A 23898-nucleotide genomic window follows, 5' to 3' on the forward strand; every position below is an offset into this window, starting at 1 on the left:
GGTTTTTTAGATATAATTCTCCACTTTATAATTTAGGAAAATATATGACAACCAGTCTTTTACTTATAATTCAAATCGTCTTAGTTATCATCTTGGTTATCGCTGTGCTCTTACAAAAAAGCTCAAGCATAGGCCTTGGTGCTTACAGTGGTTCAAATGAATCGGTTTTTGGTGCAAAAGGGCCAAGCAGTTTCTTGGCAAAAACAACATTTACCATCGGCTTTTTGTTCGTTGTCAATACAATCACACTGGGATACATGTATTCTCAGTCTGCACAGTCTTCTGTGATAGATGAAATGGTTCCGACAACAAATGTAGCTGCTCCTGCAGTACCGACTGCTTCGACTGAAAAACCAGAAACACCAAAAAAATAATCTTTTTAAGGAGAAAAACAGAATGTTAAACGAAATATTTAATGAATGTGAAACGAAAATGCAAGGCAGCATTGAACATATGCAAAGAGATTTCAAAACACTCAGAACAGGGAAGGTCACAACTGCTGTACTTGATAATGTAAAAATTGACTATTACGGCACGCCTACTCCTCTTGATCAGGTGGGTTCTGTTTTGGCAACCGATGCGACAACTATTGTCATCAATCCCTGGGAAAAGAACCTTTTGTCTGATATCGAGTCTGCTATCAATGCGGCAAATATCGGCGTAAACCCTAATAATGACGGAGAGCAGATTAAACTTTTCTTTCCTGCCATGACAGTGGAACAGCGTCAGGAATCTGTAAAAAAAATGAAAACTATGGGTGAGAATGCCAAAGTATCCATTAGAAATGACAGACGCGACGCCAACGACAAAATCAAAAAACTTGAAAAAGAAAAAGAGATTACGCAGGATGAGTCTAAATCCGCTCAGGACAATATACAAAAAATAACAGACAAATATATCTCTAAAGTTGACAGCATCTTAAAAGACAAAGAAGCTGAAATTCTAAAGGTTTAATTCGTGGACATAAAGCAAATATATATGGATGCCGAAGCACTTTTGGAAGGGCATTTCAAATTGAGTTCAGGCAACCATTCACAGTTTTATCTTCAATCTGCAAAAGTTTTGGAAGATCCCAAAACAGCGAAACTTTTAGCAGAGGAACTTGCCAAGCAGATCAAGGCAAGCGGCCTTGAGATTGATACCGTCTGTGCTCCGGCGCTTGGCGGTTTGATTGCAGGTTTTGCGCTTGCTACGGCACTTGATGCAAGAAGTATATTTGCTGAACGGGTTGACGGCAAGATGACTGTTCGCCGCGGTTTTGAAATCAAACCGGGTGAAAAGGTTTTGATGTGCGAAGATATCATTACAACCGGAGGAAGCGCTATGGAAGCTGCTGCAGTTGTCAAAGAACTGGGTGGTGAAATAGTCGGCATTGCCGCATTGGCGAACCGCGGATTTTGCCACAGAGAGGGCAGCAACATAGAGACAAAGCCAAACTGCAAGCTTCCTCAGGATATTCCGTTTTTTGCACTTGCAGACTTCACCTTTGAAATGTATCCGCCTGAGACATGTCCGCTTTGCAAAGACGGCAGCCAGGCCATTAAGCCGGGCTCACGCGGAAACTAGTATACAACCGCTAGCGATATTTTAGCTGGCAGGTTAACATTCTCTCAACCAAAACACGTGCCACCTCTACTTTTCCGTCCACAATATTCGTTATAGCCAAATCTGAAAGCTTCTCTTTCTCTTCCAGTGAAACCACTTTTACAATCAAATTTGCATTTCTTGAATGATTCAGCACTGCTTCGCAAATAAGGCGCTTCTTCGCAATATTGTCAAGTGTTACAATTATTGCAGCAGCTTTTTCAATATGGAGCGCTTGCAAAATAGCTGTTTTGGAAGCATCTCCGAGATAGGCTTCTCTTCCTTCTTCCAGTGCTTCCTGTACATGTTTGTTTGAATTGTCAATGATAACATAGGGAACATCAAGTTCTTCAAGATACTGTGTCACAAATTTACCGACCACGCTGTATCCGCACACAACCACATGATTTTCTCTGCCCTTAAGTGCAGACATATCTGTAACAATATCTTTTTCTTTTATCAGCCTGGTGGTTACAGCATTGATAAAGGGAACAAAAAACGGTGTCACTATCATGGAAAAAATCACTATCAGTACCAACAAAGAAGCCAACTGCTCATCAATAATATGCCCTGATGCCGCGAGTGCAAAAATTACAAATGAAAATTCGCCTACCTGAGAAAGGAAGAGTGCCGTTTTTAAGGAAACTGCACTGCTTGAGCTTAACCGCAAGACCAAAAACATAAGGAGCGATTTTATAATAAAAATCAGTAAAAACAGACCGATAATAAGTCCGATATTGTCAACGAACAAGAAGATGTCAATTTTCATACCCACAACAACAAAGAATGTTCCCAAAAGAATATCTTTAAACGGTGCGATATCTGATTCTACTTTATGATGGTATTTCGTTTCCGCGATAATCATACCGGCTACAAATGCGCCTAAAGAGTAGGTAAAACCCATATAGTAGGCAAAAAGAGAAGATGCCATGACGATAAAGAGTACAGAACCCATAAAGAGTTCGTCTACCTCTGACGAGGATGAAAAATGCAGCAGCCAGGCAACAACTCTCTTGCCGAATGTAAACATCACAGCGATAACAACAGAAACACTTAAAAGTGTATGCCATAAAATGACAAAGATCTCCTGATCTCCCTCTTTGGTTAAAAAGCTTATCAGAATTAAAATAGGAATCACTGCAATATCCTGAAAAATCAGAATTCCTGTTGCATTCTGCCCGTACGGAGTATAAATCTCTTTAGAACTTTTTAAATATGTCAGTACGATTGCTGTTGATGAAAGCGAAAACGCCAGTGCTATAATTATGGATGATTTTGGTCCCAGAGCAAAAATATAATGGGCTAGCAGATAGGTGACAACCGTAGTCAGTCCGACCTGTAAAAATCCGTTGGCAAAAATCTCTCTTTTCATCGAACCCATTTTTGCCAAAGATATTTCAAGCCCTATGGTAAACATCAAAAATACAATACCGAATTCCCCTGCCATCTCCAAAGCATGCGAATGACTGGCTTTATGCAGATCAAAACCATAGGCAATAAGTGTTCCGGTCAGAATATAGCCTATAATCTGTGATATGCCTATTTTTTTCAAAAAGATATTAATAACTATGGAAACCCCAAGAGCGATGATTATATAGACTAAAACATTTTGCATACAGTTACTTTCATAATTTAATAAGACATTATATACTATAATCGCGCTTATACTTAATATATATGGAGATTTTTTAATGACTAAATTCATTTTTGTTACCGGTGGAGTATTAAGCTCTCTTGGAAAAGGGATTACAGCTGCCAGTATAGGTACTTTACTCAAACATGCCGGTAAGAATATAGGCATGCTTAAAATTGATCCGTATATCAATGTTGACCCGGGTACGATGAGTCCGCTGGAGCATGGAGAAGTTTTTGTTACAAAAGACGGCGCAGAAACTGATCTTGATATTGGAAACTATGAACGTTTCCTGGACAAGTCTTTTTTAAAAACATCCAACTTTACAACAGGGCAGGTTTACTCAAGTGTAATTGAGCGTGAACGCGCAGGCGGGTATCTCGGACAGACCATTCAGGTTGTTCCGCATATTGTCGGTGAAATTGTCAAGCGTATAAAAGCAGCCGGGGAAGGGCATGATATTCTTGTAGTGGAACTTGGAGGAACGGTTGGTGATATTGAAGGGCTGCCATTTATGGAAGCAATTCGCCAAATGAAACATGATGATGAAGTTGCCGGTACATTTTTTGTCCATGTAACCCTTATTCCCTACATTAAAGCAGCCGGTGAGATGAAATCAAAGCCGACACAGCACTCGGTTCAGGAACTTCGCCGTATCGGTATCACACCGCAGATGATTATAGCAAGAAGCGAAAATGCTCTGCCCAAAACATTCAAGAAAAAGCTTGCAATGAGCTGTGATGTTGCACCGGACAGTGTTATAGAAGCACTTGATGCTGCAAGCATATATGATGTTCCTATGTCATTTTTAAGACAAAATATTTTAAAACCTATAGCAAAAGAACTTGATCTTGGCGAGATAGAACCTGATATGCAAGAGTGGGATACTCTTGTCAAAAAAATCGTACAGCCAAAAGGAAAAGTAGTTATAGGATTTGTCGGAAAATATCTTGCCCTCAAAGAGTCCTACAAATCACTAACAGAGGCTCTTATTCATGCCGGAGCTCATCTTGACAGCAGAGTTGAAATCTGCTGGGTTGATTCTGAAGAGATAGAAGAAAGAGATGCACAGACACTTCTGAGTGACTGTGACGGCATATTGGTAGCAGGCGGTTTTGGAAACCGGGGAATTGAAGGAAAAATACAGGCAATTGAGTATGCCCGTGTCAACAAGATACCTTATCTCGGCATCTGTCTGGGCATGCAGCTTACGCTTGTAGAATATGCAAGAAATGTGCTTGGACTGGAGGGTGCAAACTCCGTTGAATTTGATGAAAACACACCGCACCCTATGATTTATCTTATAGACAACTTTTTGGACCAAAGCGGCGGTATGCAGCTTCGGACACATCAGTCGCCGATGGGCGGGACCCTTCGTCTTGGAGAGTACCCGTGTGACACAAAAGAGGGTTCTTTGCTCCGTGAAGCCTATAACGGACAAAAAACAATTTATGAAAGACACCGTCACCGATATGAAGCAAACCCTGCCTACAGACAACAGCTTGAGGATGCCGGCATGATAGTCACAGGTGAGTCTGACGGGTTGATAGAAACAGTAGAGATTCAAGGCCATCCATGGTTTTTAGGGGTGCAGTTTCACCCTGAATTCACATCACGCCTCCAAACTCCAAATCCATCTATACTAGCATTTGTCAATGCCAGTTTAAATGCTGAGTAATATACCCCACTTAAACAAATCAGACCTTTTTGCTCTGCTTGCACAAAGGTTTGACAAGGAAGACAAAAAACTTTCCCAAATTCCAAATCCACAATTGCTTCATGATGCGGATAAAGCCGCAAAAAAAATTGCAGAAGCTATACGCGCTAACAAACGTATAACGTTAGTAGGTGATTATGATGTAGACGGTGTCAGCTCTACTGCTATAGTTGTTGATTTTTTCAAGCAGATTCCCTATCCTCTTGAAGCTATTATTCCCAATCGTTTTCATGATGGTTATGGGGTAAATCCTACTGTTTTGCAAAGAGTGGATACGGACTTGATTATAACTGTTGATAACGGAATATCTGCAATAGAAGCAGCCGATATATGCAAACAACGCAAAATAGACCTAATTATTACTGATCATCATACTCCAGGCGATGTTTTACCAGATGCCTATGCTATTGTTGATCCAAAGCTCTCTACATGTAACTATCCTTTTAAAGAGATATGTGGCGCACAGGTTGCATGGCTTTTACTTGGACTTGTTAAAAAAGAGCTTGCACTCAGTATAGATATGAAGCAATTTTTAGATATTTTGGCGATTGCAATTATTGCGGACATTATGCCTCTTGTCAATATAAACAGAACACTTGTCAAAGAAGGGCTTAATCTCCTTATGCACTCCAACAGGCCTGCCAGTGTTATTATCAGGGACTTTTTAAACAAGTCAAACATCACAAGTGAAGATATCGCATTTAACATAGCACCGCGTATCAACTCTGCCGGACGCCTTGAAGATGCTTCTATTGCCCTTGATTTTTATACTGCATCCGATACACATACGGCTTATAAACAGTTTGAACTCTTGGGACAGCTCAATAATCTACGAAAAGAGACTGAAGCACAAACAACGCAAGAGGCACTGAACTCTGTCAATAAAAACGATAGAATTATTGTTGTGGCAGGTAAAAACTGGCATGAAGGTGTTGTAGGCATTGTAGCCGCCCGTTTGGTTGATAAGTTTGGATCTCCTGCTATAGTTTTGAGTATAAAAGATGAAGAAGCCAAAGGGAGTGCCAGAAGTATCGGTGAGGTCAATATATATGAACTCATAAAAGAAAATGAACATCTGTTAACTAAATTTGGCGGGCATAAAATGGCAGCAGGACTGGGTTTACATGTAAAGGATATAGCAGCCTTTAGAGAAGCTGTCAATAGAAGTGCACAAAGAATTCCTGATGATGATTTTATACCAAAAGAACAGATAAGCGGAATCTTGGCAAGCGAAGATATAGATACAGAACTGCTGGATTTGCTTGAACAGTTTGAACCCTATGGAGAAGCGAATCTCCGGCCGACTTTTCTTATAAAAGATGCAGAAGTTGTCAGTATAAAACTGATGGGTGCCGACAAATCACATTCGCGCATTGAAATCAGACAATACCCGCATCAAAGAGAGACTATAGAGCTTATTGCTTTTCGGCGTGTTTATGAAATGCCAGAGAATAAAAAGATTACATGCAGTTACTCCGTAACCAAAAATGAATTTAACGGCAGGGTCTCTGCCCAGCTTTTAGTGAATAAAATCTTTTAGAAGCCTTGCATGCCAAAGATTTATGAGTGTCTAAAAGTCCGCTCTCAAATCACTGTCTTACAGGCTTTGGACAATAACACCGTAGCACTCAGTACCAAACTCCATGGTATGCGAATTTTTGATGCTGATGATTGTCAAAATAAAAAAATCCTCTCCATCGCACAGTTAAATTATAAAACAACTGCCGTTGCTGTTCATCCAAGCGAAAATATTTGCGCCATAGCCAATGGTATCCAAATATATATAGTTTCTTTAACAAACAAAAGTCTTTTGCAAACTATTTATACCGACAATGGTACTGTTACCGCACTTCATTTTATACAGGATATGCCTTATATTGTCAGTGCTACGAACGAGGGTAGAGTTATGCTCTACCGGCATGATACTCAAAGAGAAATAGCCCGTCTTATCTCGTTTAAACACCAAAATATCAATGCTTTTGCTTTTCATAGAAACTATATGGCATGCAGCGGCTATGGAGGTTATGTCAGTATAATTCATCTGCAGTCACACCAGCAGATAAAAAAACTTTGTGTTTCTAAAGTAGCTATTGAGGCTTTATGCTTCATAAACGAGCAGACGCTTATGCTTGGCAGTCATGATGGCACACTCTATATACAAAAACTTCACAAAGATGAAGAAAACTTCTCTTTACATATGCCTTTTGGTGCAATAAAAAATATTATATATTTTCCCCGGACTGATTTTGCACTTATAAGCGGAAGATCAAAGAGTATTTCGCTTGTAAATATTAGAAGCAAAAAGCTTGTAAGCCCAAAATATCTCAGCTTCGGGCATGAAGTCGATACTATGATTTTGACGCATAAGAAAAAGCTTGTCGTTGCTCTAAAAAACCAACAACTCTACACTATTACATTTGCCGATGCTGATGATCTGAAAATGTGTATACTTCGCAAAGATATTGTCAAAGCTTTTGACATAATTGATGCAGATCCGCGACTTCAAGGTACAAAAGAGCATAAAAAAGTTGAAACCCTTTATCAAAAACTTTATGCAAAAGCTTTTGTTCATCTTATAAACTCCAATAAAAATGAACTAAAAAAAATTCTCAATATCCTACAGCAGATAAACAGTAAAACAGATGATATTAAGCTTTTGTTCAAAGCGCATAAAAATTATGCAGCCTTTCAACACTTTTACAGAGACAAAAAATATGCTCTTGCCTACAAACTCAGTGAAAAGTTTGCACCCTTGCAACATACCTCTGTCTATAAAAAAATGGAAGCTGATTTTAAAAAATCATATATTTTTGCCCAAAAACAGATCCTCATTGGCAATTTAGACAGAGCAAAAGAACTTTTGCTCCCATACATAACAATTTTGCCAAAACGCCCGCTTATAAACCTTTTGCTCAGACAAAATGAAGAATTTTTAGTATTTTTAAAAGCACTGCAATATAAAGAATACAGGACAATTGACAGACTTATATCAAAATATGAGGTTTTTAAGGATATTCCCGGATATTATGAACTGCAAAAATCACAAGAAATGCTTTTGCAAAATATAAAAAATACAATTGACAGCGCCAATGTTGAAAAAGCACTACAGCAAATAAAATCTGCACAGCTCTTTACATGTAACAGGAATATACTGCAAGAGTTATATGAATATGCGCAATCTGTACAAAAATTTCTCTCATACTATACAAATAATGATTTTAAAAAATGCTATGAACTTATAGACAGCGATACAAGACTGCAAAATCTTGAAATTACAAAACTTCTTGAAAAACACTGGCAGAAGCTTATGAATGAGTGTGAAAAACATGCGCTTAACGGTGATATACAACACATAAAAAAGACACTGGGGGAACTGATATATACACCTTCAAGAAGACAAAGAACAGGGAATCTTCTTCGACTCAGTTTCTACACACAGATAAAACAACTCATCAATACAAATAGATTCAACAGTGCTGAAAATATCATTTATTCCTATATTGATATTTTCGGTATAGACAAAGAGATTAGAATTATCATGAACGGCTATGAAACATATAGCACCAAAAAACTTGCCATTACTCACGAACAGGGGGAAAAATGTTCACGGGACAGCTGGTTTGATTCACAAATATTATGAATTAATAAGAGCAGTTAACACCTCGACAGTCTCACTAAACGGTATCTGTATTGTCGAATCTTGCGTTATGAATTTTTCCATATCCTCTTTTTTATCAATAGCCTCGTCAAGTTCAGCATCACTGCCTTTTGTATAGGCACCTATTCTTATGAGCGTTTCATTCTCTTTGAGCAATGTATACAGTCGCCTAAATTTCATCACTGCCTTGAGATGCTCCGGTGTAATGATATCACTCATAACCCTTGAAGCCGAATTTAAAATATGCACAGGCGGATAGATGCCAAAATCTGTCATTTCCCGTGAGAGTACAATATGACCGTCTAAAATGGAACGCGACTGATCAGCGATAGGATCACCCATATCATCCCCCTCTATCAAAACAGTAAAAAAGGCCGTAATGCTTCCTTTGCCTTCTTCTTTTCCGGCACGTTCCATTAACTGGGGCAAAAGAGTGAGAGAGGAGGGAGGGTAGCCTTTTGAAGTCGGCGGTTCTCCAAGTGCCAGTCCTATTTCACGCTGTGCCATAGCAAAACGTGTGACAGAATCCATAATAAAGAGCACATCTCTGCCCTGATCCTTAAAATGTTCGGCAACACTCATTGCGGCAAAAGCACCGTATTTTCGCATCAAAGGAGAATCATCTGATGTTGCCACGACTATAACAGTATTTGTCAAATCACCACCGAGATTTTTTTCTATAAACTCAGGAACTTCACGACCGCGTTCACCGATGAGCGCTACGACCTTGATAGGGGCATCTGCTCCGCGGACAATCATACCCATCAAGGTTGATTTTCCGACACCGCTTCCTGCAAATATTCCGAGTTTCTGTCCTTTTCCGCAGGTAAGCAGTCCGTCAATTGATTTGACCCCCACAGAAAAAACTTCATCTATCATACCTCTTTTCATTGCCGCTATTGGTGCTTTTATGATAGGAGTAAGCTTTCCCTCTTTTATACTGCCTTTGCCGTCAACAGGGCGCATAAACGGATCTACTACACGTCCCAAAAGAGCAGGGCCTACAGGAATATTCAACCCTGTGGAATCTAAAAATACTTTATCTCCCGAACGAAATCCCTCTACAAATGAAAAAGGTGTAATGAAAAAGAGATCTGCATCAATCTCCGTTACCATCCCAACAGTCTCCTGTCCTGTAGTATCTGAGACAATCTTTACCATATCGCTGATGCTTACATGTAAACCTTTTGCCGTGATAATCGTTGCGTTTATTTTCACAACCTCGCCAAAAGAGACCGAATAGTTTTTATTTGCAAGTTTCTCTTTCAGTGATGATAATGGCATATTTTAGTATCTGTTTCCCGTAGGAGAATTAATGAGAGAAAAGAATTCACTGCGTGTTTTTTCATCTTTTTTGAAAAGTCCGCGAAGCGCTGATGATGTTGTCGTTGAGTTTATCTTTTCAACACCGCGCATCTCCATACACATATGACGCGCCTGAATGACAACACCAACACCCTTTGGCGCAATCGTATCCATAATGGCATCAGCAATCTGTTCCGTCAGCTGTTCTTGAATCTGCATACGGCGGGCAAACACATTGACAACTCGGGGAATTTTGGAAAGTCCGACCACTTTTCCGTCTGGAATATAGGCTACATGTACCCGACCGATAATAGGCAGAAGATGATGTTCACATGTAGAATAGAACTCTATGTCTTTTACCAAAACCATTTCATCATTGGAGGTCGTAAAAAGCGCTTTTTTTAAAATTTCCGCAGGATCTTCTTTGTATCCGCCGTAAATAAACTCATAGGCTTTTCGCACGCGTGCAGGTGTATCCAACAGCCCTTCACGACTTGGATCTTCTCCGACATGATGCATCATTATTTTGACTGCATTTTCAAATTCACTGTTTTTATTCTCTGACAAGGTTATGCCTTTTAAAGTTTTTAGTATGATAGAGTAGCAAGAATTTGCTGAAAAGATGATGTAATAAAAATACCTCAAGAGTAAACTTGAGGTATTTTTTTAGTGAATAAAGATATTTGGAACAATCAGCGGGTATTTTTTCATTTTTCTGAAAATATGTTTTCTGATAACCTGACGCAAATCACCTTCTAAAGTTTTAGGATTACCGATAAGTCCGGGCTTCATGTTCAACAGGAAGTTTTCCAGTATTTCTTCTATCTCTTTTGCAAAAGCCCTGTCTCTTTTGTCAGCGACCAGACCAAATGATGTCACTTTTGGTTTATCCATCATTTTTCCGGTTTGTTCACTCACCTGAGCCACTATCATAACAACACCGTCTGTCGCAAGTTTTTGGCGATCCATAACTATGTCATCTTCGATTTCATAATTGTTTTGATTGTCAATATATGTCTTGCCGGTTTTTACAGTTTTGACTTTTCTCATATATTTTGGTGCAATCTCTATCTGTTCTCCATCTGTCATAAGCAAAATATTTCTCTCAGGAACACCACACAGCATTGCAGTCTCTTTATGTTTCATTACATGATTGTATTCACCGTGAATCGGTAAAAAGAACTTAGGATTAACGAGACGAAGCATCAATTTTTGCTCTTCTAAAGATGCATGTCCTGAAACATGTAAATCTTTGTCATAGGCAATTTTAGCTCCACATTTTTGCAGGTGATTAAGCATTTGGGAAATAGAACCCTCATTACCAGGAATAGCACGGGAAGAGAGAACAATCAAATCAGTCGGTTTAATTTTAATATGTCTGTGCTCACCTATTGACATTCTAAACAGTGCCGAATTGCCTTCACCCTGAGAACCTGTTGTCACGATTAAAACATCTTTATCACTCATGTGTGCCACTTCATCCGGTTCCACAAAGATATTTTTTGGTAATTTAATATAGTCATATTGCATAGCCACTTCAAGATTACGCTCCATAGAACGTCCGATAACACAAATTTTACGACCATATTTCACAGCATACTGAATTGCCTGATAAACACGATGAATATTTGAGCTGAACGTTGAAAGAACCACTCTTCCCTCTGCCTTGCTGAATACACGGTCAAGTGCCGGTGCAACGCTTAACTCAGACGGTGTAGGATTAGGATTATGTGAATTTGTCGAATCACTCATCAAACACAACACCCCTTTTTCGCCATAATGTGCCAAACGGTGTAAGTCTGCGGGATACCCGTCTATCGGTGTATAGTCAATCTTGAAATCACCTGTATGTATCACAGTTCCGGCTGCTGTTGTAATCGCCACAGAAGAAGAGTCTAAAATAGAGTGGGTCATATGCATCCACTCAACTTCAAAATCATTTCCTATTTTATAGACTTTTCTTTTTTCAATAGGATTAAAATATTTTCTAGCCTCTTTTAAATGATGCTCATCAAATTTGTTTCCAATCATTGCCAAAGGCAATGGCGTTCCGTATATAGGAAACTGCAGTTCTCTAAAAAGATACGGTACTGCACCGATATGATCTTCATGCGCATGCGTAATGATAATACCGACAATTTTATGCTTGATTTCATGCAGATAGGTAAAATCGGGAATCAGTATATCAACCCCGTGCATCTCTTCATCCGGAAAACTCATCCCTACATCGACAAGAATCGCTTCATTGTCAGTTTCAAATACAGCAATATTTCCGCCGATTTCTCCAAGCCCTCCAAGTGGTGTGACACGGACTCTCGCTTTTGATTCCAAATCAAGTTTATAGTGAGGATTCAGTCTTTGCTTGTGTGCTTCCTGATTTTTTACAACAAATGCTTTAAGCTTGTCATCAATAGGAGAAGCTCCTCTTTTGTGACGGCCGCGACTTTTGTTTTTATTGTTGTTTGTTCTTGGTTTTGCATTTGCATTTTTTTCACCGTTTGGCTTCTTCTGATTGCCGTTTGGTCTACGATTGTTATTTGGTTTGCGGTTGTTATTTGGTTTGCGTTGTTCCTGAGGTTTGCTTTGTGCTACCTCTTGTGTCTCTTCTGCCATCCAAACTCCTTGTTAATTTATAGAGTTGGTGATAGTCGTTAGTGCTTACCTGATGAGGCCGAACCGTTAATGCAAGTTCCAGTTTTTCCAGAACTTCCTGAAGTTTTTTCCTGTCATATTTTGAAGATAGATTTTTCACCAAAGTTTTTCGAGGCTGCGAAAATGCAACTCTTAGCATATCCTCGAACTCTTTGTCATTTCTATCAGCATTTTTCTCTATCAGAAAAACAGCAGAATCCACTTTGGGCTGAGGATCAAATGCAGTCGGGGGAACTTTCACAACAATCTGTGCTGTTCCTATACTTTGGGCTATTACGCTCAAAGAACCAAAAACTTTTTCACCTGCAGTTGCACAAAACTTTTCTGCTACTTCAAGTTGAACCATTACAAGTATATTTTTACACATAGGATCTGCGAGTGCTTTCAATAGTATGTTCGTAGCAATATAATAGGGCAAATTTGCCACCAAATCATAAGGCTCACGCACAAGTTCACTCTGCCAAGCATTTAAAACATCTCCACAGTTTATATGGAGTCGCTTGGTAGCAATCTCTTCTTTAAATGTACTTTGTAACAGTTTACATAAATCGGTATCTACCTCAAAAGCTTCTACACTTTTGACATCAACTAAAAATTTAGTTAAATCACCTAAGCCAGGCCCAATTTCTACGATTTTATTCTCGTTTTTGGGCATCGCTTCGACGATTTGTCTTAAAACTGACTGGTCTTTCAGAAAGTTTTGTCCAAACTTCTTCTTTGCTACAATACTTTCTCTATTCATAGCACTATGATATCTTTTTTTTACTTACAAAAAGGTAACAGACTGAAAAAATCAATTTTTTTCTCTTTTTTTATACTAAAGCATTGATTTTTTCTTCTGAAACGGCCACTAGTCGTCTTTGCAGTCTTGCTATTTCTGCCAAAAGTTCTTCGGCTATTTGTTCCATTGCAAGATACTTTTCGTTTACAAGCTTCAACTCCGACTCAGTCAATACCTTTTGCTTTGGTTTAAATATTCTTAATAAAAATCCGCCTTTTTTTTCTTCAGCAAAATACAAGTCGAAAATTTCACGATATCTTTCATGAAGTTTGTCATGAAGCTCTTCAATATTGCTCATACACTCCAGCGGATTGTTTGAGAGTATCTTCAACTTCTGTCCATCGGTATAAAACCATTGACCAAATTTTGTTTCTCTGGATGAAGTTGGTAAAATTCTATCTTCCGGATCTATCCCGTCTATTAAAGATTTTGCTGTTTCTACAAACCTTGTCAATTCTACTTCTGCATTTTCTAAACTTTTTAATGTTTCATCCTTCTTCATCTACATTCCTATCCAAATATAATGAACGATTATAGTCCTAACTATATTAAAGCAATATAAAACTTTTGTTTCACGTGAAACAAAATCAATCATTAAGCCTAAAAGTGTATAATTGCGCTATGAATTATTTTGCAAAGAGAATCATCCCATGCCTGGATGTAAAAGACGGACGTGTTGTCAAAGGCGTCAATTTTGTAGGACTCAAAGATGCCGGTGACCCTGTTGAAGTAGCCCGCAGATACAATGAAGAGGGTGCAGATGAAATTACATTTTTGGATATTACAGCTTCTTCTGACAACAGAGACACAATAGTAGATATAGTTGCCCAGGTAGCACGAGAAATTTTTATACCGCTAACTGTAGGCGGAGGCATTCGCAAACTAGATGATATATACAAACTTTTAAATGTCGGCTGTGATAAAGTCAGCGTTAATTCCGCAGCCATAAAAAGACCCCAACTCATAGACGAAGGTGCCAAACGCTTTGGATCACAGTGTATTGTCACAGCAATTGATGTGAAAAAAACAGGTGACAAATACAATGTTTACCTAAACGGCGGACGCGTAGATACAGGTATAGACGCCGTAGAGTGGGCAAAAGAGGTTGTAGACAGAGGAAGCGGAGAAATTCTTTTGACATCTATGGATGCGGATGGAACCAAAGCAGGTTTTGAGCTCAATATAACAGAACAGATAAGCCGTGCAGTACATGTACCGGTCATAGCCAGTGGCGGTGCAGGTACAATGCAACATATAAAAGAAGCATTTGAACACGGAGCAGATGCTGCATTGGCTGCTTCCATATTTCACTACAAAGAGATAGATATAATGGATCTAAAACATTATTTACATGAACAAAATATTCCGGTAAGGCTATAACAATGATTATATGTGCAGGAAACAATGAAACATTTTCTTTTGCAACTCCAATGGGAGTAGGGCTCATTGAAACAGCTATGAATCTTACACGGCTTTGTCTATTTGACAAACCGGAATTTTTACTCTTTGTAGGAACTGCAGGAAGCTATGGAGAAAAAAAAATATTTGATATCATAGAATCAAAAACCGCTGCAAATATAGAACTGGCATTTTTAAGTAATGATGCCTATACACCGCTTGATAATGTTGTCACAACAAACACTACCAATAAAAAAGACATTGTTGTCAACTCATCAAATTATATATCTACAAACGAAACATTGACAAAAAACTTTTTAAAATTTGGCGTCGGCATAGAAAATATGGAATTTTTTTCAGTGTTGCGCATTGCCCAGGAGTTTAATATTCCTGCCGGCGGTGTGTTTTGTATAACAAACTATACTAACAAACAGGCTCATGAAGATTTTCTCAAGAATCAATCCAAAGCAAAAGAACTCCTTGAAGAGCATGTAAAAAAGCGTATAGCAGAGCTAACAGCAAAATGAAACCTTCTTTATATGACTTCACACAAAAAGAACTGACACAGTTAGTCAAACCATCTTTTCGTGCCAAACAGATTTATGGTTGGCTGTATCATCAGTATGCACAGGATTTCGATGCAATGAAAAACATCCCAAAAGCATTAAAAGAAGAACTGAGCGAAAAATATACCATCAATCCCATGGAAATCGTACGAAAAGAAGAGTCAAGCGACGGTACAATAAAATATCTTTTGCAGCTACAGGACGGCAAGACCGTTGAAGCAGTCTGGCTTAAAATGAAAGATGAGCAAGTTGATGAAAATGGTGAAATAACACAAGAGGCAAAATATACAGTCTGTGTTTCCACACAGGTTGGCTGCAAAGTCGGCTGTAGTTTTTGTTTGACGGCCAAAGGCGGTTTTACCCGTGATTTGACTGCCGGAGAAATTGTTGCACAGGTAGTAACACTCAAACGTGACAACAAACACAAACATAACAGAAAGATAAATATAGTGTACATGGGAATGGGGGAACCTCTCGACAATCTTAAAAATCTTGCACAGGCTATAGAAATTTTTAAAGAAGAAGAGGGACTTGCCATTTCTGCAAAAAGACAAACAGTAAGCACAAGTGGTCTCAGTAACAAAATAGACAAACTCGGTCAAATGGATCTGGGTGTGCATATAGCCATATCACTCCATGCGGTTGATGATGAACTGCGCACAGAGCTTATTCCGATGAATAAAGCACATAACATCAACTCAATTATAGAAGCGGTAAAACGTTTTCCAATTGATACACGCAAGCGTGTTATGTTTGAATACCTTGTCATTAAAAATAAAAATGATGATTTGGGTTCTGCAAAAAAACTTGTAAAACTCCTTAGCGGAATTAAAGCAAAAGTAAACCTTATCTATTTTAATCCCTATCCTGGTACACCTTACGAACGTCCATCACGCGAAGATATGATCAAATTTCAGGAATACCTTATAAACCACGGTTTACTCTCTACCATACGCGATTCTAAAGGAATAGATATCAGTGCCGCTTGTGGACAGTTAAAAGAAAAAAATCAAGATGAGATAAACAGTTAGATAACAAATCTAAGAGTATAATTATAATAAAAATCAAGGATAGTTATGAGTAGTGTTGATATCAGTGAAGTAGTTTTGTTAGTGATAGTTTTTGCCATTGGCGTTGGCGGTTTTATATGGGCAGCAACAAAAGAAGAGAAAGAGTAAAGTTTTAATTAAAGTTATATAAAGCTGGATCAAAATAAAGCAGACGACCAACACACCAGGGAGGTCGTCTATGAGTGTAATAATACCCTACTAATCTTAAAAATAAATTTCATCTTAAAATAAATTTTAATCATAATAAAATCTGTCAATTTTCTCTAAATGTGTAGTATTCACACATTGTTCTAAAGTGTGAATATCACATAATTTCATGGATAAAAAATTTGTAAATTTTCTTATTTTTTAAGAAATATTTTATGTAAATTTTACCTTAAAATAGTTTACAAATCTTCTAAAAGCCCTATTTACAGGGCTATAAAGAGATTTAAAAAAATTATTCACATAAATAAAAATTATTTTTATCTTCTTAAAAAAAAGTTATTCACATTACATGCAATAAACATGTTTTTAAAAAGTCTACCTTGCTTTTTATAGTATAAGAATCCCCATATAAATCAAATGCCAATTCACTTGCATGTAACAATAAACGTTGGGCTCCGCTGTTTTTTATTCTTTGTTCAGCAGATAGTTCTCTCTCTAAAAATTTAACGATATTCTCTTCGCTCTGTCCATAAATCGGATCACCGACTATCGGATGTTTCACGTGAAACAAATGCACTCTGATTTGATGCTGTCTTCCTGTATACGGCACACATTCCACAAGTGTCATATTTAGTTTTTCAAAATATTCCAATGGTCTAAAAAAAGTTTTTGAAGCTTTCCCTTTTGTATCAACTTTTACTACCATACGAACAATAGCACTTTCATCTTCTGCTCTTAACAGCGGCTCCACCACAGTAAGCTCTTTTTTAAAATCTCCGTGTACAAATGCCAAATATTTTTTTTGCATATCTCTTTGCTCAAACATCATTTTAATATCACGTTCACTCTGCTTGTTCTTTGCACACAAGACCAGACCACTTGTCTCCTGATCGATTCTGTGTGTAATATTGGCATCTCTGCCGTATTGGTATTTTAATTCATCTATAAGAGAGTAGGGCGTGTATCTGTTTTGAGGATGAATAAGCACACCACTCGGCTTGTCAAAAACAACAAACTCTTCTTCTTCGTATGTAGGTTCCAGACCTTTTGTAATAGGTTCAAAGTAGATAAATTCAAATTCACCTTCAATTTCACCTGCAGTCCTCGTCATCGGTTCTCCGTTAACAAAAAGCCTTCCCTTGGCAATAAGACGCTGTGCTTCTTTTTGGGTATACCCAAGTTCTTGAATTAAATATAAAAATGCTTTTTGTTTTTTTGGTGCAAACATTCTCTTTCTTACGAATGGCAAATTTCAATCCTCTTTAATGAATATTTGAGTAAAATAAACTACTTTAATCTATGCGAATTCTAGCATAAAAACAATCATAAGGAACCTATATAATGGTAGATAGATATTCACGGGAAGAGATGGCATCAAAATGGACATACCAGGCAAAATACCAGGCGTGGCTTGATGTTGAAATTGCTGTAGTAAAAGCTTGGGCAAAACTGGGAAAAATCCCTCAGGAAGATGCGGACAAAATTGTTAAGAACGCAAAGTTTGACATTAAACGCATAGATGAAATAGAAGCGGTAACACGCCATGACCTGATTGCCTTTACAACTTCGGTATCAGAATCTCTCGGTGAAGAGAGCAGATGGTTTCATTATGGTATGACATCTTCAGATACTATTGATACAGCCGTTGCGCTTCAGATGAAAGATTCCCTTTCGCTTATAATAGAAGATGTAAAGATGATTATGGAGTCTATTAAAAAACGTGCCATGGAACACAAAATGACTTTAATGGTCGGACGTTCTCACGGAATTCACGGAGAACCTATAACATTTGGTCTCGTGTTAGCTGTCTGGTATGATGAAATGGCTCGTCATCTCGAAAACCTTGAACAGACTATGGATGTTATAGCAGTCGGACAGGTAAGTGGAGCAATGGGAAATTTTGCGCATGCTCCTTTGGAACTTGAAGAGTATACCTGTGAAGAGCTTGGTTTAAAGCCGGCACCTGTTTCAAACCAGGTTATTCAGCGTGACCGTTATGCGAGACTGGCAACAGCTTTGGCATTAATGGCAAGTTCCATAGAAAAATTTGCCGTACAGGTTCGTCACTGGCAAAGAACGGAAGTATATGAGTGCGAAGAGTATTTTGCAAAAGGCCAAAAAGGCTCATCCGCAATGCCTCATAAACGCAATCCTATCCTCACAGAAAACATAACAGGTTTGGCTCGCATGATACGTGCCTATGCAAACCCTGCTATGGAAAATGTAGCTCTTTGGCATGAACGTGACATCTCCCACTCATCCACAGAACGTTTTTGGCTCCCTGATGCATTTATTACAAGTGATTTTATGCTGCACCGCATGAATAACGTTATCGCAAACCTGACTGTATATCCTGAAAACATGATGAGAAATCTCAACCTGACAGGCGGACTTGTATTTTCTCAACGTGTTTTACTTGAACTTCCGCTGCAGGGTGTGAGTCGTGAAGATGCCTACAGAATCGTACAGAGAAATGCCATGAAAGTCTGGGAAGAGATTCAACAGGGCAAACCTACGGTTAATGAAAAAGGAGAGAGCCTCTATCTTAATCATCTGCTTGCAGACGAAGAGTTGAGAAATTCACTCAGTGAAGAAGTTATCAGAGAATGTTTTAATTACGACTACTATACAAAAAATGTAGATAAAATATTTGCAAGAGTTTTCAAATAAACAACTTCAGCATAGCAATTACAGCTATGCTGAATATAACTTTTTCTTCTATCTCCTTAGATATAACAAATATATAAAACTTGTAAAAATTTTACTGCTTTAATATTTTTAAGAGAGAGTTTTCGCTAGAATACTAACTATGCTAATTAACAATATCTTATAGTTTTTTATATGATTATTGCATACATAATTATATAAAAAATTCTTAATCAGGGAATAAATTTATGATAACAGTTATAAAACGAAACGGACGAACAGAACCTCTTGACATATCCAAAATCCAAAAATATACTTCTGCTGCTGTAAAAGGTTTGGCCAATGTCAGCCAAAGTGAACTGGAAGTTGATGCCCAAATTCACTTTCGTGACGGTATAACATCAAAAGAGATACAAGAAACTTTAATTAAAACCGCGGTAGATAAAATAGATATTGATGCACCCAACTGGACATTTGTGGCTTCACGTCTGTTTCTTTTTAATCTTTACCATCAGGTAAACGGTTTTACCGGTTATTGCAAATTGGAAAAGTATTTTGAAAAAGGAGAAAAAGAGGGACGAATTCTTCTGGGCCTAAAAGAGATGTATGATCTTGACGAACTGGAAAAACATATTAAACCGGAAAGAGATCTGCAGTTTAATTATCTGGGCATTAAAACACTCTATGACAGATATCTGATTAAAGACAGAGATGCAAACCCGATAGAGCTTCCTCAACATATGTTTATGGCCATCGCAATGTTTTTGGCACAGCGTGAGGAAAACCGTCAAGAGTGGGCCATCAAATTTTATAACATGATTAGTAAATTCGAAGTTATGTTAGCCACTCCCACACTCTCCAATGCAAGAACACCAAGACACCAGTTAAGTTCATGTTATATAGGCTCGACTCCTGATAATATCGAAGGTATATTTGACACATACAAAGAGATGGCAATGCTTTCAAAATTTGGCGGAGGAATCGGCTGGGACTGGACCCAGGTTCGTTCAATGGGTTCTTTTATAGACGGCCACAAAAATGCAGCAGGTGGTACTATCCCCTTTTTAAAGATAACAAATGATATTGCCATCGCCGTAGACCAACTCGGTACCAGAAAAGGTGCTATTGCTGTTTATCTTGAACCATGGCATATAGATATCAACGACTTTTTAGACCTGAAGAAAAACTCCGGTGAAGAGCGTCGTCGCGCTCACGATCTGTTTCCGTCTCTATGGCTAAACGATATGTTTATGAAACGTGTGGAAGAGGATGCAATCTGGACACTTTTCGACCCATATGATACCAGAGAACTCACGAATGTCTACGGCGAAGAATTTAATAAACTTTATCTCAAATTTGAACAGGATGAGAGTATCATCAAAGAAAAAGTAAAGGCAAAAGATTTATGGAAAAAGATTTTGACTTCTTATTTTGAGACAGGTTCACCGTTTCTTTGTTTTAAAGACAATGCTAACCGTGCAAATCCGAATGGTCATTACGGAATTATCAGAAGTTCCAATCTCTGTACAGAAATTTTTCAAAACACTCAGCCTAACCATTATAAAATAAAATTTATTTTTGAAAACGGTGACAGCATCAGTTATGAAGAAGAGGAGTTGGTAACTGTAGACAGTGGTATAACAAAACCCGCCAAAAAAGTCACTGCTTTGGATTCACTGGGAGGACTTCCTATTTTTGCTGTGGAAAAAGAAAAAATTGACGGCGCTACGGCTGTTTGTAACCTTGCTTCTATAAATCTCTCACGCATAAATACAAAAGAAGATATAGACAGAATTGTCCCCACAGCTATCAGATGTTTGGACAATGTTATAGATTTAAATTTTTATCCGGTTGAAAAAGTAAAACGGACTAACATGCGAAGCCGCTCTATCGGTTTGGGTGTTATGGGCGAAGCACAGATGCTTGCAGAAGCCGGAATTATGTGGGGAAGTCAGGAACATTTTGACAAAATAGACGAAATTATGGAAGCTATTTGTTATAACGCAGTTTCCGCCTCTTCTGATCTGGCTGTTGAAAAAGGAAGCTATCCCGAATTTGAAGGAAGCAAGTGGAGCAGAGGAATAATGCCTCAAGACCATGCAAATGCCGAGGTGGTAAACCTGGTTGACCGTGGCGGACTCTTTGCTTCAAAATACGAATGGGATGAACTCCGGGCCAAAGTAAAAAAACAGGGAATGCGAAACGGTTATCTGATGGCTGTAGCCCCTACATCATCCATATCTATTTTAACAGGTACTACACAGGCTATTGAGCCTGTCTTTAAACGCAAATGGTCAGAAGAAAATCTCAGCGGACTGATTCCTGTTGTTGTTCCTAATCTTTCACCTGAGACATGGAGTTATTATACTCCGGCATATGATTTAAACCAGACCGTTCTTATAAAAGCAGCCGCTATCAGACAAAAATGGATAGATCAGGGGCAGTCTCTCAACATTTTTATAACACTTGACAAAGCAAGCGGACGCTATCTTAATGAAATTTATATGCTGGCATGGAAACTGGGACTCAAATCTACCTATTATCTGCGTTCACAGTCACCGGAAATGGCAAGCGATGTCGAAGACAGAAGTATGGAGTGTGTCGGTTGCCAATAGACCTTGAGCGGTTTGACAGCTTTAAAAATGCCGACTTGCGTTCCCTCGAAGTCATTTCACCCACTCATCTGAAATTAGTTCTTGCAGTTCAAGATGCCGCACGTGATTATGACTGGATAACCCTAACACTTGATTTTACAGAGGTAACAGATGCAAGACTGCTTGAACAAAGCAAGTTACAGTTTATAAATATGAGTGACGGAGCAAGTCTTTTACATGTAAACAAAGAATTTGCATTTGGCATAGGAGAGTGCTATAATATCCAAGCAATTAAAAACTCGACGCTCTATATCATTTCTAAGGATCTGAAATATAAAGAGGGACAATTTTAAAGGATGACAATGGCATATGAGGTAAAAGGCGAAATACTTGGATTTGTAAATACCAGGCAGGTAGATATAAATGAAATAGATGCACTTTTTTCCATTATGAAAGACAGCCAAAATCCGGGCATATCTTTTACTCTGGTCAATCCTTATATGTTACGCGAATACCCTTTTGAAATTCCTGAAAAAACAAAAGAGTTACTCAAAATTACTGACAATTCAGAAATAAGTGTTTTCAATATTTTACTTATTCAGAAACCTTTGGAAAAATCAACAATTAATTTTTTAGCGCCCATTATTATTAACCATGATAACAATACATTGGCCCAAATTGTTTTAGAACCAAAACAAAATCCGGATTATGGCATGGCAGAAAGTATAGAATCATTTAAAAAAGAGACATCTGCATAAAATATATTTTGAAATTAGACTATAATATGGAACTTAGGTAGCATTACAATTGCCAAATTGAGTGTAAAATACACTTCAAAAAGGAGAATTTTATGAAAATTGTATGTCCACACTGTTTTACAGTAAACAATGTTCCAAAAAAAGAGAGTTATAAAAAAGCAAACTGCGGGAAGTGTAAACAATCACTTTTAGACACAAAACCTGTAGAACTTACAAATGCAAATTTTGATGAAGTAATTGTCAACAGTGATATTCCGGTAATAGTTGACTTTTGGGCACCATGGTGCGGTCCATGTAAAATGATGGCTCCAAATTTTGAACGTGCTGCCACTCAATTTCCGCTCAAAGCACTTTTTGCAAAAGTAAATACTGAAAATGAGCAGAATCTGGGTGCACGTTTTGGAATTCGTTCAATTCCGACAATTATCGTCTTTAAAAATGGCCGTGAAGTCGAAAGAGTCAGCGGTGCGCTTGATGTAAATGCACTTGTTTCTCTCGCTTCAAAACACAGTAACTAAATTTTATTTTATATACGAACAGCAGTAATCGGTTACACTCTTTATTTTTATTTCAAATGAAGAGTCGGCCGGTACTGTAAAAATTTCAGGCACAAGAAGTGTGCGCCACTCTTCGCCTGGCAGTTTTACTTCCACATCACCGCTCATGATCTCCATAATCTCTTTATCTGCCGTATTAAAAGTATATTCGCCCGGCAGCATAATTCCCAAAGACTTTATACTTCCGTCAGGAAATTCAACTGTTCTGCTCGTTACTTTTCCGTCATAATAAATATTTGCCTCTTTTACAATATTCACATTTTCAAATTTTGACATTTTTTATCCTTTTTTTAGTTTGACTCTCTGAGAGTGTGTTATGGCTACAGCCATGGCATCTGATATATCAAGAGGTTTGATCTCTTTTTTTATGTTTAACAGGCGCTGAACCATAAATGCCACCTGTTCTTTTTGTGCTTTTGCCTTGCCTGTAAGCGCTCTTTTTACCTGCAGTGCCGTATATTCATGAAACTGTCCAAACTCCTGCAAAAGTTTTAGCATTATTGCTCCGCGAAACTGTGCCAGTTTAATTGTTGTTGCGGGATTGTGGGCATAAAATATATCTTCCATGGCTACTTCGTCAATAACATGATTTTCAAATATACTGCTCAGTCCTTCAACCATTTGCGGTATTTGAAACTGCAAATCTTCTGCCTTCATTTTTATAAGTCCCGCTTCGATAAGCGATATTTTGGAATTTTGTAACGAAATAAGTGCATACCCCATATTTCTGGTTCCGGGATCTATACCAAGTATAGTCATTTAAGGCCTTTAAAACATTTTTCACCATTATATAGAAAACAATATAAATATTCACATAAGAGAATTTGGGCTA

General features: G+C 38.1%; 23 protein-coding genes. 14 read left to right on the top strand and 9 right to left on the bottom strand.

All coding sequences use genetic code 11. The annotated features are described in order from the left end of the window. Positions 1-44 precede the first annotated feature (44 nt). From secG to pyrE, 3 genes are read left to right on the top strand one after another with little or no spacing between them, the layout of a single operon-like run. The gene (secG, locus tag ACM66U_RS11665) at positions 45-374 is read left to right on the top strand and encodes a preprotein translocase subunit SecG (protein ID WP_418640826.1); all 330 of its coding nucleotides are present in this window, start codon (positions 45-47) and stop codon (positions 372-374) included. A 22-nt stretch (positions 375-396) separates the two neighbouring features. Then, positions 397-954: a ribosome recycling factor gene (gene frr / locus ACM66U_RS11670; protein ID WP_188110003.1), complete on the top strand. Its 558-nt coding sequence runs from the start codon at positions 397-399 to the stop codon at positions 952-954. A 3-nt stretch (positions 955-957) separates the two neighbouring features. Then, entirely contained in the window at positions 958-1566 is a 609-nt protein-coding gene (gene pyrE / locus ACM66U_RS11675; RefSeq protein ID WP_188110002.1) for an orotate phosphoribosyltransferase, read from the top strand. A gap of 10 nt (positions 1567-1576) precedes the next feature. On the opposite strand, the gene ACM66U_RS11680 is transcribed toward pyrE, so the two are convergent. Further along, positions 1577-3199, bottom strand: coding sequence for a cation:proton antiporter (locus ACM66U_RS11680; RefSeq protein ID WP_151899264.1), 1623 nt, complete (start codon positions 3197-3199; stop codon positions 1577-1579). 76 nt (positions 3200-3275) lie between these two features. On the opposite strand from ACM66U_RS11680, the gene ACM66U_RS11685 reads away from it, so the two are divergent. Genes ACM66U_RS11685 through ACM66U_RS11695 form a run of 3 tightly spaced genes read left to right on the top strand, consistent with a single transcriptional unit; the run spans position 3276 to position 8574 of the window. Beyond that, a complete protein-coding gene (locus tag ACM66U_RS11685) occupies positions 3276-4895 on the top strand; it encodes a CTP synthase (RefSeq protein WP_151899263.1) in 1620 nt (539 codons plus the stop codon). Then, on the top strand, positions 4885-6474 hold the full coding sequence (gene recJ / locus ACM66U_RS11690; RefSeq protein WP_418640827.1) for a single-stranded-DNA-specific exonuclease RecJ: 1590 nt from the start codon (positions 4885-4887) through the stop codon (positions 6472-6474). The genes ACM66U_RS11685 and recJ overlap by 11 nt, the downstream gene beginning before the upstream one ends. A 9-nt stretch (positions 6475-6483) precedes the next feature. After that, positions 6484-8574, top strand: coding sequence for a hypothetical protein (locus tag ACM66U_RS11695; protein ID WP_418640828.1), 2091 nt, complete (start codon positions 6484-6486; stop codon positions 8572-8574). On the opposite strand, the gene fliI is transcribed toward ACM66U_RS11695, so the two are convergent. The 5 genes from fliI to ACM66U_RS11720 all read right to left on the bottom strand — a co-directional run bounded on the left by fliI (position 8569) and on the right by ACM66U_RS11720 (position 13832). Further along, positions 8569-9876: a flagellar protein export ATPase FliI gene (fliI, locus tag ACM66U_RS11700; RefSeq protein ID WP_418640829.1), complete on the bottom strand. Its 1308-nt coding sequence runs from the start codon at positions 9874-9876 to the stop codon at positions 8569-8571. The genes ACM66U_RS11695 and fliI overlap by 6 nt on opposite strands. 3 nt (positions 9877-9879) lie before the next feature. Further along, complete coding sequence (folE, locus tag ACM66U_RS11705) at positions 9880-10464, bottom strand: GTP cyclohydrolase I FolE (RefSeq protein WP_346389048.1); 585 nt, start codon at positions 10462-10464, stop codon at positions 9880-9882. A gap of 99 nt (positions 10465-10563) precedes the next feature. Next, positions 10564-12510 (bottom strand): ribonuclease J, encoded by a 1947-nt coding sequence (locus ACM66U_RS11710; protein ID WP_418640830.1) that lies wholly within the window; start codon positions 12508-12510, stop codon positions 10564-10566. After that, positions 12449-13291 (bottom strand): 16S rRNA (adenine(1518)-N(6)/adenine(1519)-N(6))-dimethyltransferase RsmA, encoded by an 843-nt coding sequence (gene rsmA / locus ACM66U_RS11715; RefSeq protein ID WP_151899257.1) that lies wholly within the window; start codon positions 13289-13291, stop codon positions 12449-12451. The genes ACM66U_RS11710 and rsmA overlap by 62 nt, the downstream gene beginning before the upstream one ends. A 70-nt stretch (positions 13292-13361) precedes the next feature. Beyond that, positions 13362-13832: a CZB domain-containing protein gene (locus ACM66U_RS11720; protein ID WP_418640831.1), complete on the bottom strand. Its 471-nt coding sequence runs from the start codon at positions 13830-13832 to the stop codon at positions 13362-13364. A 119-nt stretch (positions 13833-13951) separates the two neighbouring features. Here ACM66U_RS11720 and hisF point away from each other — a divergent pair, with 119 nt between their 5' ends. Genes hisF through rlmN form a run of 3 tightly spaced genes read left to right on the top strand, consistent with a single transcriptional unit; the run spans position 13952 to position 16325 of the window. Beyond that, on the top strand, positions 13952-14710 hold the full coding sequence (gene hisF / locus ACM66U_RS11725; RefSeq protein WP_346389050.1) for an imidazole glycerol phosphate synthase subunit HisF: 759 nt from the start codon (positions 13952-13954) through the stop codon (positions 14708-14710). A 2-nt stretch (positions 14711-14712) separates the two neighbouring features. Further along, on the top strand, positions 14713-15255 hold the full coding sequence (locus tag ACM66U_RS11730; protein WP_346389051.1) for a purine-nucleoside phosphorylase: 543 nt from the start codon (positions 14713-14715) through the stop codon (positions 15253-15255). After that, complete coding sequence (gene rlmN, locus ACM66U_RS11735) at positions 15252-16325, top strand: 23S rRNA (adenine(2503)-C(2))-methyltransferase RlmN (RefSeq protein ID WP_418640832.1); 1074 nt, start codon at positions 15252-15254, stop codon at positions 16323-16325. Before ACM66U_RS11730 ends, rlmN begins: the two co-directional genes overlap by 4 nt. A gap of 526 nt (positions 16326-16851) precedes the next feature. Here the strand turns inward: rlmN and ACM66U_RS11740 are convergent. Continuing rightward, positions 16852-17760 carry an RluA family pseudouridine synthase gene (locus ACM66U_RS11740; protein WP_346389052.1) on the bottom strand — a complete coding sequence of 303 codons (909 nt, stop codon included), beginning with the start codon at positions 17758-17760 and terminating at the stop codon, positions 16852-16854. 92 nt (positions 17761-17852) lie between these two features. On the opposite strand from ACM66U_RS11740, the gene purB reads away from it, so the two are divergent. The 5 genes from purB to trxC all read left to right on the top strand — a co-directional run bounded on the left by purB (position 17853) and on the right by trxC (position 23027). After that, positions 17853-19181 (top strand): adenylosuccinate lyase, encoded by a 1329-nt coding sequence (gene purB, locus ACM66U_RS11745; protein ID WP_346389053.1) that lies wholly within the window; start codon positions 17853-17855, stop codon positions 19179-19181. A 224-nt stretch (positions 19182-19405) separates the two neighbouring features. Next, entirely contained in the window at positions 19406-21772 is a 2367-nt protein-coding gene (locus ACM66U_RS11750) for a ribonucleoside-diphosphate reductase subunit alpha (protein WP_418640833.1), read from the top strand. Further along, positions 21754-22104: a hypothetical protein gene (locus tag ACM66U_RS11755; protein ID WP_346389054.1), complete on the top strand. Its 351-nt coding sequence runs from the start codon at positions 21754-21756 to the stop codon at positions 22102-22104. The genes ACM66U_RS11750 and ACM66U_RS11755 overlap by 19 nt, the downstream gene beginning before the upstream one ends. A 9-nt stretch (positions 22105-22113) precedes the next feature. After that, entirely contained in the window at positions 22114-22509 is a 396-nt protein-coding gene (fliW, locus tag ACM66U_RS11760; RefSeq protein WP_418640834.1) for a flagellar assembly protein FliW, read from the top strand. 92 nt (positions 22510-22601) lie between these two features. Beyond that, positions 22602-23027 carry a thioredoxin TrxC gene (trxC, locus tag ACM66U_RS11765; RefSeq protein WP_151899247.1) on the top strand — a complete coding sequence of 142 codons (426 nt, stop codon included), beginning with the start codon at positions 22602-22604 and terminating at the stop codon, positions 23025-23027. 3 nt (positions 23028-23030) lie between these two features. Here trxC and ACM66U_RS11770 read toward each other — a convergent pair whose 3' ends face one another. Next, complete coding sequence (locus ACM66U_RS11770; RefSeq protein WP_418640835.1) at positions 23031-23342, bottom strand: pyrimidine/purine nucleoside phosphorylase; 312 nt, start codon at positions 23340-23342, stop codon at positions 23031-23033. A gap of 3 nt (positions 23343-23345) precedes the next feature. After that, positions 23346-23825, bottom strand: coding sequence for a crossover junction endodeoxyribonuclease RuvC (ruvC, locus tag ACM66U_RS11775; protein WP_151899245.1), 480 nt, complete (start codon positions 23823-23825; stop codon positions 23346-23348). Between the last annotated feature and the right edge of the window lie 73 nt (positions 23826-23898).

Source organism: Sulfurimonas sp. ST-27 (genome assembly GCF_048081595.1).
Classification (GTDB): Bacteria; Campylobacterota; Campylobacteria; order Campylobacterales; family Sulfurimonadaceae; genus Sulfurimonas; species Sulfurimonas hydrogeniphila.